The organism is Streptomyces sp. NPDC007991 (genome assembly GCF_042958445.1).
Taxonomy (GTDB): Bacteria; Actinomycetota; Actinomycetes; order Streptomycetales; family Streptomycetaceae; genus Streptomyces.
The window spans coordinates 96971-109592 of the sequence record NZ_JBIBJD010000013.1 but is presented as its reverse complement, the minus strand read 5'-3'; the positions used below and the strand labels follow the sequence as shown (position 1 = coordinate 109592).

General features: G+C 70.5%; 9 protein-coding genes. 2 read left to right on the top strand and 7 right to left on the bottom strand.

Annotated features, from left to right (window positions below; all coding sequences use genetic code 11):
• Positions 1-17 precede the first annotated feature (17 nt).
• From serA to ACFZDA_RS33080, 6 genes are all read right to left on the bottom strand, one after another.
• Positions 18-1607 (bottom strand): phosphoglycerate dehydrogenase, encoded by a 1590-nt coding sequence (serA, locus tag ACFZDA_RS33105; protein WP_306963324.1) that lies wholly within the window; start codon positions 1605-1607, stop codon positions 18-20.
• A gap of 220 nt (positions 1608-1827) precedes the next feature.
• Positions 1828-2826 (bottom strand): ketol-acid reductoisomerase, encoded by a 999-nt coding sequence (gene ilvC, locus ACFZDA_RS33100; protein ID WP_391088814.1) that lies wholly within the window; start codon positions 2824-2826, stop codon positions 1828-1830.
• Positions 2827-2947: 121 nt separating this feature from the next.
• The gene (gene ilvN, locus ACFZDA_RS33095; RefSeq protein WP_010048631.1) at positions 2948-3472 is read right to left on the bottom strand and encodes an acetolactate synthase small subunit; all 525 of its coding nucleotides are present in this window, start codon (positions 3470-3472) and stop codon (positions 2948-2950) included.
• 21 nt (positions 3473-3493) lie between these two features.
• The gene (locus ACFZDA_RS33090; protein ID WP_391088812.1) at positions 3494-5341 is read right to left on the bottom strand and encodes an acetolactate synthase large subunit; all 1848 of its coding nucleotides are present in this window, start codon (positions 5339-5341) and stop codon (positions 3494-3496) included.
• A 230-nt stretch (positions 5342-5571) separates the two neighbouring features.
• Positions 5572-8589 (bottom strand): EAL domain-containing protein, encoded by a 3018-nt coding sequence (locus tag ACFZDA_RS33085; protein ID WP_391088810.1) that lies wholly within the window; start codon positions 8587-8589, stop codon positions 5572-5574.
• Positions 8590-9013: 424 nt separating this feature from the next.
• Positions 9014-9964, bottom strand: coding sequence for an NAD(P)-dependent oxidoreductase (locus ACFZDA_RS33080; protein WP_391088808.1), 951 nt, complete (start codon positions 9962-9964; stop codon positions 9014-9016).
• Positions 9965-10041: 77 nt separating this feature from the next.
• On the opposite strand from ACFZDA_RS33080, the gene ACFZDA_RS33075 reads away from it, so the two are divergent.
• Together ACFZDA_RS33075 and ACFZDA_RS33070 are read left to right on the top strand one after the other, a co-directional pair.
• On the top strand, positions 10042-11040 hold the full coding sequence (locus ACFZDA_RS33075) for an aldo/keto reductase (protein ID WP_391088807.1): 999 nt from the start codon (positions 10042-10044) through the stop codon (positions 11038-11040).
• Positions 11041-11164: 124 nt separating this feature from the next.
• Entirely contained in the window at positions 11165-12337 is a 1173-nt protein-coding gene (locus ACFZDA_RS33070; RefSeq protein WP_391088805.1) for a PQQ-dependent sugar dehydrogenase, read from the top strand.
• Positions 12338-12357: 20 nt separating this feature from the next.
• On the opposite strand, the gene ACFZDA_RS33065 is transcribed toward ACFZDA_RS33070, so the two are convergent.
• Positions 12358-12573, bottom strand: coding sequence for a DUF6191 domain-containing protein (locus ACFZDA_RS33065; protein ID WP_391088803.1), 216 nt, complete (start codon positions 12571-12573; stop codon positions 12358-12360).
• Positions 12574-12622: the final 49 nt, after the last annotated feature.

The window sequence follows — 12622 nt, the reverse complement described above, 5'->3', positions numbered from 1 at the left end:
TCAGCCCCCGGGATGCGTCAGACCAGGTTCACCGAGCGGGCCGAGGTCGCACCGATCTCGGCCGCCACTTCGGCCAGCACACCGGAGGTCACCGTGTCGTCCACGGTCAGCACCGCCAGCGCCTCGCCGCCGGCCACGGCCCGCGACACCTGCATACCGGCGATGTTGATGCCCGCCTCCCCGAGGATGCGGCCCACCGTGCCGACGACACCCGGCCGGTCCTCGTACCTCAGGACGACCATGTGCTCGGCGAGCGCGAGGTCGACGTCGTACTCGCCGACGGCGACGATCTTCTGGAGGTGCTTGGGCCCGGCGAGCGTGCCGGAGACCGACACCTCCTCGCCGTCGGCGAGGGTGCCGCGCACGGTGACGACGTTGCGGTGCTCGGTCGCCTCCGAGCTGGTGGTCAGCCGCACCTCGACGCCGCGCTCCTGGGCGAACAGCGGGGCGTTGACGTACGACACCGTCTCGTCGACGACGTCCTCGAAGACACCCTTGAGGGCGGACAGCTCCAGCACCTTCACGTCGTGCTGGGTGATCTCGCCGTACACCTCGACGTCGAGGCGGACCGCGACCTCACCGGCGAGCGCGGTGAAGATCCGGCCCAGGCGCTCGGCGAGCGGCAGGCCCGGCTTGACGTCCTCGGCGATGACACCGCCCTGCACGTTCACCGCGTCCGGTACGAGCTCACCGGCGAGCGCGAGACGCACGGAACGGGCGACGGCGATGCCCGCCTTCTCCTGCGCCTCGTCGGTGGAGGCACCGAGGTGCGGGGTGGCGACGACCTGGTCGAACTCGAAGAGCGGCGAGTCGGTGCACGGCTCCTTGGCGTACACGTCGAGACCGGCACCGGCGACCCGGCCCTCCTTGAGGGCGGAGTACAGCGCCTCCTCGTCGACGATCCCGCCGCGCGCGGCGTTGACGATGCGCACGCTCGGCTTGACCTTGCGCAGCGCCTCGTCGCCGATCAGGCCGAGGGTCTCGGGGGTCTTCGGCAGGTGGACGGTGATGAAGTCGGAGACCTCCAGCAGCTCGTCCAGCGACAGCACCTTGACGCCCATCTGCGCGGCGCGGGCCGGCTGCACATAGGGGTCGTAGGCGACGACCTTCATGCCGAAGGCGGACATGCGCTGCGCGACGAGCGCGCCGATGCGGCCGAGGCCGACCACGCCGAGGGTCTTCTCGGCCAGCTCCACGCCCGTGTACTTGCTGCGCTTCCACTCGCCGTTCTTCAGCGCGGCGTTCGCCTGCGGGATGTTGCGGGCGGTGGCGAGGAGGAGACCGCAGGCGAGCTCGGCGGCGGTCACGATGTTCGAGGTGGGGGCGTTGACGACCATCACGCCGGCCTTGGTGGCGGCGGAGACGTCCACGTTGTCCAGGCCGACGCCGGCTCGCGCGACGACCTTGAGCTTGTTCGCGGCGGCGATCGCCTCGGCGTCGACCTTGGTGGCCGAACGGATCAGGATCGCGTCCACCTCGGCGATGGCCGGGAGCAGCTCGGCCCGGTCCGCGCCGTTGCACTGCCGGATCTCGAAATCCGGGCCCAGCGCGTCGACGGTGGCGGGCGACAGCTCTTCAGCGATGAGTACGACTGGTTTCGAGCTCACGTGAGTCCTCACAAGTCCAATGCTGCGGACGGCCGTCCCGACGGCCGCAGGCGGTGGAGGGGTGCATGCCGCGTGGAAGACGCACGACGCTGTGGGCCTGACGCGTATATATGCAGCAGTGTAGTGGTGCGGCGGTGGGCGTCTCACGCCTGCGCGGAAGGATCACCCGGATGAGAAAGGGCCCGGCCGCGGCGTCGGTGCCGCGGCCGGGCCCGAGGGCTCACGCCTCCTCGTCGACCCAGCTCATGAGCTTGCGCAGCTCCTTGCCGGTGGTCTCCAGGAGGTGCTCGGAGTCCTGCTTCTTGTACTCGTTGTACTTCTTCAGACCGCCGTGGTACTCGTCCATCCAGTTCTGGGCGAAGGAGCCGTCCTGGATCTCGGCGAGGACCTTCTTCATCTCGGCCTTGGTGGCGTCCGTGATGATGCGCGGGCCGGTGACGTAGTCGCCCCACTCGGCGGTCTCGGAGATCGACCAGCGCATCTTCTCCAGGCCGCCCTCGTACATGAGGTCCACGATCAGCTTCAGCTCGTGCAGGCACTCGAAGTACGCGATCTCCGGCTGGTAGCCGGCCTCGGTCAGCGTCTCGAAGCCGGCCTTGACCAGCGCGGCCGTACCACCGCAGAGGACGGCCTGCTCACCGAACAGGTCGGTCTCGGTCTCCTCGGTGAAGGTCGTCTTGATGACGCCGGCGCGGGTGCCGCCGATGCCCTTCGCGTACGACAGGGCCAGCGCGAAGGCGCCTCCCGTGGCGTCCTGCTCGACGGCGGCGATGCAGGGAACGCCGCGGCCCTCCTCGTACTGGCGGCGCACCAGGTGGCCCGGGCCCTTCGGGGCGACCATGCAGACGTCCACGCCGGCCGGGGGCTTGATGAAGCCGTAGCGGATGTTCAGGCCGTGGCCGAAGAACAGCGCGTCGCCGTCGTTCAGGTTCGGTGCGATGTGCTCCTCGTAGACCTGGGCCTGGATCGGGTCCGGGACGAGGATCATGATGACGTCGGCCTCGGCGGCGGCCTCCGACGGCGTCACCACGCGCAGGCCCTGCTCCTCGGCCTTGGCCTTGGACTTGGAGCCCTCGTGCAGACCGACGCGGACGTCGACACCCGAGTCACGGAGCGACAGCGCGTGGGCGTGGCCCTGGCTGCCGTACCCGATGACCGCGACCTTGCGGCCCTGGATGATGGACAGGTCGGCGTCGGCGTCGTAGAACAGCTCGGCCACTTTGGGTTCTCTCCTCGGGAGTGCAGGTGTTGCGTCCCACCGTATGACGGGGGGCGGAAGGGAAGTCTGGGGGTCTCGGAATACGGGCGGACGGCGGCACGCCGACCGCCCGTTTCAGGTCTTACGCCGACCGGTCCAGGGCGCGCAGCGACCGGTCCGTGATGGAACGGGCCCCCCTGCCGATCGCGATCGTTCCGGACTGGACGAGCTCCTTGATGCCGTACGGTTCCAGCATCTTGAGCATGGCCGACAGCTTCTCGCCGGATCCGGTGGCCTCGATGGTGACGGCCTCCGGGGAGACGTCGACGGTCTTGGCGCGGAACAGCTGGACGATCTCGACGATCTGGGAGCGCGTCTCGTTGTCGGCGCGCACCTTCACCAGGACGAGTTCGCGCTGCACCGCCTGCGACGGCTCCAGCTCGACGATCTTCAGCACGTTGACGAGCTTGTTGAGCTGCTTGGTCACCTGCTCCAGCGGCAGGTCCTCCACCCCCACGACGATGGTGATCCGGGAGATGTCGGGGTGCTCGGTGACGCCGACGGCGAGCGAGTCGATGTTGAAGCCGCGGCGGGAGAACAGCGCGGCGATCCGGGCGAGGATGCCGGGGGTGTTCTCCACCAGGACGGAGAGCGTGTGCTTGGACATGATCTCTTCGGTCTCTCTCGCTCAGTCGTCTTCGTTGTCGCCGAAGTCGGGGCGGACGTCCCGGGCGGCCATGATCTCGTCGTTGGAGGTGCCGGCGGCGACCATCGGCCAGACCATCGCGTCCTCGTGGACGATGAAGTCGACGACGACCGGGCGGTCGTTGACGGAGTTCGCCTCCTGGATGACCTTGTCGAGGTCGTCCGGGGACTCGCAGCGGATGGCGTAGCAGCCCATGGCCTCCGACAGCTTCACGAAGTCGGGGACGCGGGTGCCGCGGGCCTCGGGGTTGACGTCGTCCGGGCCGGAGTGCAGCACGGTGTTGGAGTACCGCTGGTTGTAGAAGAGGGTCTGCCACTGGCGGACCATCCCGAGAGCGCCGTTGTTGATGACGGCGACCTTGATCGGGATGTTGTTCAGGGCGCAGGTGGCGAGCTCCTGGTTGGTCATCTGGAAGCAGCCGTCGCCGTCGATGGCCCAGACGGCCCGGTCGGGTGCGCCGGCCTTGGCGCCCATGGCGGCCGGGACGGCGTAGCCCATGGTTCCGGCGCCGCCGGAGTTCAGCCAGGTGCCCGGCTTGTCGTACTCGATGAAGTGGGCGGCCCACATCTGGTGCTGGCCGACGCCCGCCGTGAAGATCGTGCCCTCGGGGGCGAGCTGTCCGATGCGCTCGATGACCTGCTGCGGGGAGAGCGAGCCGTCGCCGGGCTGGTCGTAGCCGAGCGGGTAGGTCTCGCGCCAGCGGTTCAGGTCGTTCCACCACATGCCGTAGTCGCCCTGGTGGCCCTCGCTGTGCTCCTTCTGCACGGCCTGGATCAGGTCGGCGATGACCTCGCGGGCGTCACCGACGATCGGCACGTCGGCGGCGCGGTTCTTGCCGATCTCGGCCGGGTCGATGTCCGCGTGGACGATCTTGGCGAAGGGCGCGAAGCTGTCCAGCTTGCCGGTGACGCGGTCGTCGAACCGGGCGCCGAGGGCGACGATCAGGTCGGCCTTCTGCAGGGCGGTGACGGCGGCCACCGAGCCGTGCATGCCGGGCATGCCCAGGTGCTGCGGGTGGTGGTCGGGGAACGCGCCGAGTGCCATCAGGGTGGTGGTGACGGGCGCGCCGGTGAGCTCGGCGAGGACCTTCAGCTCGGCGGTGGCCTTGGCCTTGAGCACACCGCCGCCGACGTACAGCACGGGTCGGCGGGCCTGGGTGATCAGCTTGGCGGCCTCGCGGATCTGCTTGGCGTGCGGCTTGGTCACCGGGCGGTAGCCGGGCAGGTCCATGGCGGGCGGCCAGGAGAAGGTCGTCTTCGCCTGGAGGGCGTCCTTGGCGATGTCGACCAGGACCGGGCCGGGGCGGCCGGTGGAGGCGATGTGGAAGGCCTGGGCGATGACCCGCGGGATGTCATCGGCCTTGGTGACGAGGAAGTTGTGCTTGGTGATCGGCATGGTGATGCCGACGATGTCCGCCTCCTGGAAGGCGTCCGTGCCGATCGCCTTGGACGCGACCTGGCCGGTGATCGCGACCAGCGGCACGGAGTCCATGTGCGCGTCGGCGATCGGGGTGACCAGGTTGGTGGCGCCCGGCCCCGAGGTGGCCATGCAGACGCCGACCTTGCCGGTGGCCAGCGCGTAGCCCTCGGCCGCGTGACCGGCGCCCTGCTCGTGACGGACCAGGACGTGGCGCACCCGGGTCGAGTCCATCAGCGGGTCGTAGGCGGGGAGGATGCAACCGCCGGGAATGCCGAATACCGTGTCGGCGCCGACCTCCTCGAGGGAGCGGATGAGGGACTGCGCGCCCGTCACCTGCTCGGGGGCGGAGTGCTGTCCTCCGGATCGGGGCCGGGGCTGCGGGTGATGGGCCCCGGTGGCCTGCTCGGTCATCGGCATTCTCTTCTCAGATGCTGAGGGTTTTTGCGAAGTTTGTGCGGTTTTCGTCTGCTGCACGGAAGGCGCCCGTGCAACAAAAAACCCCTCGTGCCATAAGGCAAGCGAGGGGAGCGCGCCGGGTGGGGTCGCTGAGCGGTCGAGGCTCAGCGTCAGCCGACGCGCTGTCCAAGTACGAGAATTCGGGTGCGCATGGCACAGACCCTCTCCCCGGCACGCACTCACTGTCAAGTGGGTGGGACGGGAGTCTCATTATGTGAGCGCAGGACCGTACCGCCCCCTATGACGGCGGACACACCCGAGCTGTACACCCGCGGGGCACCGCCCGCGAACGCCGGTTCGGCCGGTTCGTGCGGCACCGGATAATGGCCCGAAGCGAGCGCCCGGCGCAGCCGGTGCTCGTCGAGTGGCCCGGAGAAGGCCATGCCCTGCCCGAGCGTGCAGCCCATCGCACGCAGGGCGACGACCTGCTCGGGCAGATCCACCCCGTCGGCCACGGACTTCAGCCCGAGATCGCCGGCGATGCGCAGCAGCCCGCTGGTGATCTTGTGCAGACGGGCCGACTCGACGACGCCCTCGACCAGGCTGCGGTCGAGCTTCAGCACGTCGACGGGCAGCCGCCGCAGGGCCGTGATCGCCCCGTAGCCGCTGCCGAACCCGTCGAGCGCGATCCGGACCCCGACCCGCCTGAGGGCGCACAGCCGCCGCTCCAGCTCGTCCAGGCCGGTCCTGGGGTCGGCGTCGGACAGCTCGATGATCAGCGACCCGGACGGCAGGCAGTGCCGCGTGAGCAGCGCCTCGATCGAACCGAGGGGCATCGACCGGTCCAGCAGCCGGCGGGCGCTCATCCGGACCACGACCGGCGCCGACAGCCCGGCCGCGTGCCGCTCGGCGGCCTGATCGACGGCCTCCTCGATCATCCAGCGGCCCAGCTCTGCGGTCTTGTCGCTGTCCTCGGCCACACGCAGGAACTCCGCCGGGGTGAACAGCACCCCCTGCGAGGAGCGCCAGCGCGCCTGCGCGGACACCGACACGATCCGGCCGTCCTCCAGGGACACCACCGGCTGGTGCAGCAGGGCGAACTGCCCGTCGTGCAGCGCGGACCGCAGTCGCGTGGCCAGCTCCGCCTTGCGTACGACGTCCTGCTGCATCTGCGGTTTGTACAGCTCGACGCGGCCCTTGCCGCCGGCCTTGGCCCGGTACATGGCCAGGTCGGCGTTGCGCAGCAGTTCGCCCGCGCCGAGACCCTGCTCGGCGAAGGCCACGCCGATGGAGGCGTTGACCCGGACGTCGTTGCCGTCGATGACGTACGGCTGGGACAGCGTCGTCCTGAGGCGGTCGGCGAGCTCCAGTATGTGCCGCTGCCGGGCCTCGCGGTCGCGGGTGTTGTCCCCGACGATCAGGGCCGCGAACTCGTCGCCGCCCAGCCGGGAGGCGGTGTCGCCCTGCCGGACGGACTCCTGCAGACGGCGGGCGGCCTGGACGAGCAGTTCGTCCCCGGCCTGGTGCCCGATGGTGTCGTTGACGGCCTTGAAGCCGTCGAGATCGATGAACAGCACGGCCGTGTTCCGCAGGGCCACGCCCCGGTCGGAGGCGCGGCGGCCCGACAGCGCGTGCTGGACGCGCTTGGTGAACAGGGCGCGGTTGGGCAGGTCCGTGAGCGGGTCGTGCTCGGCGTTGTGCTGCAACTGGGCCTGGAGCCGGACTCTTTCGGTCACGTCCCTGCTGTTGAAGATGAGGCCGCCGTGATGGCGGTTGACGGTCGACTCGACGTTCAGCCAGCCCCCGTCCCCCGAGCGGAAACGGCACTCGATGCGCGTAGTGGGTTCCTCGACCGGGCTTGCGGCGAGGAAACGCCGCACCTCGTGCACGACGCAGCCCAGGTCCTCCGGGTGGATGAGATGGGCCAGTTCCGTACCCACCAGCCCCTCCGCCGGGCGGCCGTAGACGCCGGCGGCGGCCGGGGAGACGTACCTGAGGACGCCGCTGGGTGCGGCGATCATGATGACGTCGCTGGAGCCCTGCACCAGGGAGCGGAAGTGGTTCTCCTTCTGGGCCAGTTCCTGGGTGAGGGTGATGTTGTCGAGCAGCATGATGCCCTGGCGCACGACGAGCGCGAGCACGACCGTGCCACCGGTGAGCAGGACCACGCGGTCGACGCTGCGGCCGTTGAGGACGTTGTAGAGGATCCCCAGGGTGCACACGGCCGCCGCGAGGTACGGCGTGAGGGCGGCGAGGGAACCGGCGATGGGCCGGGCGGCCGGATACCGGCCGAGCTCGCCTCCGGGCGGCGGAGGGGGGTGCGGACCGCTGCGCTGCCCGGGCACGTGCTCGTGCACCACGCGCGTGTGCCCTCCCGTGTTCTGCCGGTCCGGGCCGTGCCGGTCGGTGTCCGGCGTGCGGGACCCGGCCCACGGGGCGTAGGCCAGGAGCAGCGAGCCGGCGAACCAGCCCGCGTCGAGCAGCTGGCCGGAGTGGTAGTCGTGGTGCATCAGCGGTGAGGTGAACAGGGCGTCGCACATCACGGTCAGCGCGAGGGCGCCGATCGCGGTGTTGACGGCGGAGCGGTTCACCGCGGACCGCCTGAAGTGCAGCGCGAGGACCATGCTGACCAGCGCGATGTCGAGCAGCGGGTAGGCCAGCGACAGCGCGGTGTGCGCCACGCCGGGCCCTTCGGACTTCGCGGCCTGGGCGAGGGCGAGGCTCCAGGCCAGCGTGAGTAGCGAGCCGCCGATCAGCCAGGCGTCAAGACCGAGGCAGACCCAGCCGGCCTTGGTGACCGGCCGTTTGGCGAGCACGAGCAGCCCGACGATCGCGGGCGGGGCGAAGCAGAGGAAGAACAGGTCGGCGTAGCTGGGACTGGGCACGGGCTGTCCGAGGACGACCTCGTACCACCCCCAGATCAGGTTGCCCAGGGACGCCATGACCGAGGAGAGGCCGAACAGCAGCCAGGCGGGTCGAAATCGGGTGCGGCTGCTGCGGCCGTAGAGGAAGCACGACACGGCGCCGGTGGCCGCTGCGGCGCTCAGCCCGAAGTCGCCCATGATCAGGGCCAGTTCGCGCGAACCCCAGCCGAACGCGGAACCGACGGCGTATCCCGCGCAGACCAGGGCGAGGACGAGCTGGAGGGCCGGGCCCCGCCTCGGGCGGGGGGCCGGCGTGCGGGGCAGCAGCGCCCCGGGGGACGGAGGCTGCGCCCGCAGCGCTCCGTCGAGCGTGGGTGCGGGGGTCGGCGGCGCGCTCACCGGACCCTCCTGATCCCGGCCGCACCCGGGACCTGGGGGCCCGGATGCGGCGGCTGGGCATGCCTTCTGCGGCTGCCGGGCCTGCGGCGGTGCCGGCCCTGGTCGGTGTGGTGGTCGCTGTGGTGGGTGTGGTGCCCGCCGTGATCGGCGTGATGACCGCGTCTGCTCGCGGCCGTCCGCCAGGGTCGCCGCCGGCAGCCCCGCCCCGTCGGATCGCTCGTCCATAGGCCGTGCATCGCCTGTCGCCCCCCTCACAGTCCGAAGTGTCCATCCCCGGCGCCGAACGGTCCGCGGCGCAGCCCCTGTCGGGACGATACACCAGTCTCGTCACTCAGGGACATAGGTTCTCTACTCTGCGTGACGATCAACAGATATATGAGTACCCACCGCGCCCGAAGGATTGCGGACGGTACTCGAGTTCGGATCAGCCGGTTGATGCACCCGTCGTAAGGATCACGTTGCGCAGCGGCTCCCGGTTCACATAACGGTTCAACTGGTCTACCAGGAGCCGCCTGGCGCGCGGCAGGAACGCGGAGGTGGGACCGCCGACGTGCGGGCTGATGAGTACCCCCGGCGCACGCCAGAGGGGATGTTCGCGCGGCAGGGGCTCCGGGTCGGTGACGTCGAGGGCGGCGGTGATGCGGCCGCTCTCCAGTTCGGCGAGCAGCGCCTTGGTGTCGACGACGGGGCCGCGGGCGACGTTGACGAGGAGCGCCCCGTCCTTCATCCGGGACAGGAAGTCGGCCCCGGCCAGGCCACGGGTGGTTTCGGTGAGCGGCGTGGACAGGATGACGACGTCCGCTTCCGGGAGCAGCGCCGGGAGTTCGGTGAGCGGGTGCACCGGCCCGCGCACCGTGGTGCGCTCGGAGCGCGCGACGCGCGCCACCCGCGCCACCTCGAACGGAACGAGCCGGTCCTCGATGGCCTCGCCGATCGACCCGTACCCGACGATGAGGACGTTCTTGTCGGCGAGGGCGGGCCGGAACCCGGCGAGCCACTCCCCGCGGTCCTGCGCGCGGACGAAGTCGGGGACCCCGCGCAGCGAGGCCAGGATCAGGGTGAGGGTGAGCTCTGCGGTGCTGGCCTCGTGCACCCCGCGCGCGTTGCACAGTCGCACGCCCGCGGGCAGGTGCCGCAGCCCCGGCTCCACGTGGTCGATCCCGGCCGAGAGGGTCTGCACGACCTGTACGTGGCTCATCCGCGGCATCGGACGCACGCACAGCGGACTGGGCTTCATGTAGGGGACGACGTAGAAGGCGCAGTCCGCCGGGTCGGCGGGGAAGTCCTCCTCACCGTTCCAGAAGCGGTAGGCGAGGCCCTCGGGGAGTCCCTCGATCTCGTCCGGCGGGATGGGCAGCCACACGTCAGCAGTCATGCACAGGAGGCTATGTCAGGAGGGTGCGACGGCAGAGGTTAGGTTGGGGTGGCCGGAACAGGGAGGGTCACGACCAGGTGGAGCGCAGGACGATCGGCGCGGCGGCGCTCGCGGTGGGGGCCGTCGGACTCGGGTGCATGCCGATGAGCTGGGCGTACAGCGCGTCGCGGCAGCGCGGCGACGAGTCGCTCAGGGCGGTGCACCGGGCGCTCGACCTGGGTTCGTCCCTGCTGGACACGGCCGACATGTACGGACCCTTCACCAACGAACTGCTGGTGGGGCGGGCGCTGAAGGAACGGCGGCCGGACGCGTTCGTGTCCACGAAGGCCGGCCTGCTCGTGGGCGACCAGCACATCGTCGCCAACGGCCGCCCGGGGTATGTGAAACGGGCCTGTGACGCGTCGCTGCGGCGTCTCCAGACGGACGTCATAGACCTCTACCAGTTGCACCGCGCCGATCCGGAAGTGCCCGTCGAGGAGACATGGGGCGCGATGGCGGAGCTCGTCCAGGCCGGGAAGGTTCGGGCGTTGGGCCTGTGCGCGGTGGGCGCACGGGCCGGCCGCCGCTCCGGGGCCCGGCTGCACGACGCGACGATCCGGCAGCTGGAGCGGGTGCAGCAGGTGTTTCCGGTGAGCGCTGTGGAGGCGGAGTTGTCGGTGTGGTCGCCGGAGGCGCTGGAGACGCTGCTGCCGTGGTGCGAGACGCGGGGCATCGGGTTCCTGGCGGCGATGCCGCTCGGCAACGGCTTCCTGACCGGCCGGCTGCGGCCCGGCGCGGGCTTCGAGGCGGACGACGTCCGGGCCCGGCACCCCCGCTTCACGGCCGAGATGATGGCCGCGAACCAGCCGATCGTCGCGGGCCTGCGCCGGGTGGCCCGACGCCACGGCGAGCACGTCACAGCCGCCCAGGTCGCCCTCGCGTGGGTCCTCGCCCAGGGTCCGCACGTGGTCCCGGTGCCCGGCACGAAGCAGGAGCGCTGGGTCACGGAGAACGCCGCCGCGGCGGCCCTGCGCCTGACGGCGGAGGACCTGCGCGAGGTGGCGGAACTGCCGCCGGCACAGGGGTCGTGGGACTGAATCCGTCCCGCAGGGGGGGCGTTTCGGTCAAACCCCGTGTTCGCGGCTGCGCGTTCCGTGATCGGGAACTTGTCAGGCGCCGGCGGTGTATGACAGGGAGAGGACCTGCCCCGTCGAAGGGACCATGATCGTGCAACGTCGAGCCGTGCCGACCGTGTTGGCCGCCGCCGCGCTCCTGCTGACGGCAGGCTGTTCGTCCGACGGCGGAGGATCGTCCGGCACCAACGCGGGCGCCTCCCCGAGCCGCAGCACACCGGTGTCGTCCGCACCGACGGGACAGGCCGCGGAGCGCACACCGCCCGCCAAGGGCTCGGTGAAGGTGGTGCGTACCGTCGCCAAGGGCCTGGACTCCCCCTGGGGACTCGCCCCGCTGCCGGGCGGCGGCCTGCTGGTCTCCTCCCGGGACGACGGGACGATCATCCGGGTCGACGAGAAGACCGGCAAGAAGACCGAGCTGGGCGAGGTGCCGGGCGTATCGGCCGCCGGCGAGGGCGGCCTGCTCGGCATCGCCCTGTCCCCCGACTACGCCTCGGACCACATGGTCTACGCGTACTTCACCTCGGCCTCCGACAACCGCATCGTCCGCATGCTGTACGACGCCAAGAAGCCCTCCGGCGAGCAGCTCGGCGCTCCCGACACGGTCTTCAAGGGCATCCCCAAGGGCTTCATCCACAACGGCGGCCGGATCGCGTTCGGCCCGGACAAGATGCTGTACGCCGGCACCGGCGAGAGCGGTGACACGGGCCTGTCCCAGGACAAGGACTCCCTGGGCGGCAAGATCCTGCGGCTGACCCCGGAGGGCGAGCCGGCGCCGGGCAACCCGTTCGGGAACTCGCCGGTGTACTCGTACGGCCACCGCAATGTGCAGGGCCTGGCCTGGGACGCGAAGCAGCGTCTGTTCGCCTCGGAGTTCGGCCAGGACACCTGGGACGAGCTCAACGCGATCAAGCCGGGCGACAACTATGGCTGGCCCGAGGCCGAGGGCAGGTCCGACGACTCCGGGTTCCACAACCCGGTCGAGCAGTGGGCCACGGCCGAGGCCTCGCCCAGCGGCATCGCCTACGCCGAGGGGTCGGTCTGGATGGCGGGCCTGCGCGGCAAGCGGCTGTGGCGCGTCCCGCTGAACGGCACCGAGGCTTCGGCCAAGCCGCAGGCGTTCCTGGAGGACGAGTACGGCCGGCTGCGCACGGTGGTCTCGGCGGGCGGCGACCGGCTGTGGCTGGTGACCAGCAACACGGACGGCCGGGGCAGTCCGAAGGACGGGGACGACCGGATCCTGGAACTGCGGGTGACCTAGTCCTCCAGTCCTCCAGTCCTCTAGTCCTCGGAGTCTTCGGGGTTTTCGGGATTTTCGGGGTTTTCGTCCACCGGCTCCTGTGGCGGGCGGACGACGACCTTCCCGGACGACAGGTCTATCGGCCCGCGTCCGGGATCGGCGTCCCCGGTGTCCTGCCGGGTCAGCTCCAGGCGGTTCTGTTCGTCTCGGGTGTGTTTGCGGCCGGGTGAGAACAGTTCCTCGAACATGTTGAACACGGAGCCTCCCTGGGCCGCGTCACCCCCGATGTCCTTTACAGCGTATACC

Coding starts and splice junctions, on each gene's coding strand:
- ilvN (WP_010048631.1), bottom strand. CDS start 3,472: ATGTCCAAGCACACGCTCTCCGTCCTGGTGGAGAACACCCCCGGCATC.
- ACFZDA_RS33090 (WP_391088812.1), bottom strand. CDS start 5,341: ATGACCGAGCAGGCCACCGGGGCCCATCACCCGCAGCCCCGGCCCCGA.
- ACFZDA_RS33080 (WP_391088808.1), bottom strand. CDS start 9,964: ATGACTGCTGACGTGTGGCTGCCCATCCCGCCGGACGAGATCGAGGGA.
- ACFZDA_RS33070 (WP_391088805.1), top strand. CDS start 11,165: ATGATCGTGCAACGTCGAGCCGTGCCGACCGTGTTGGCCGCCGCCGCG.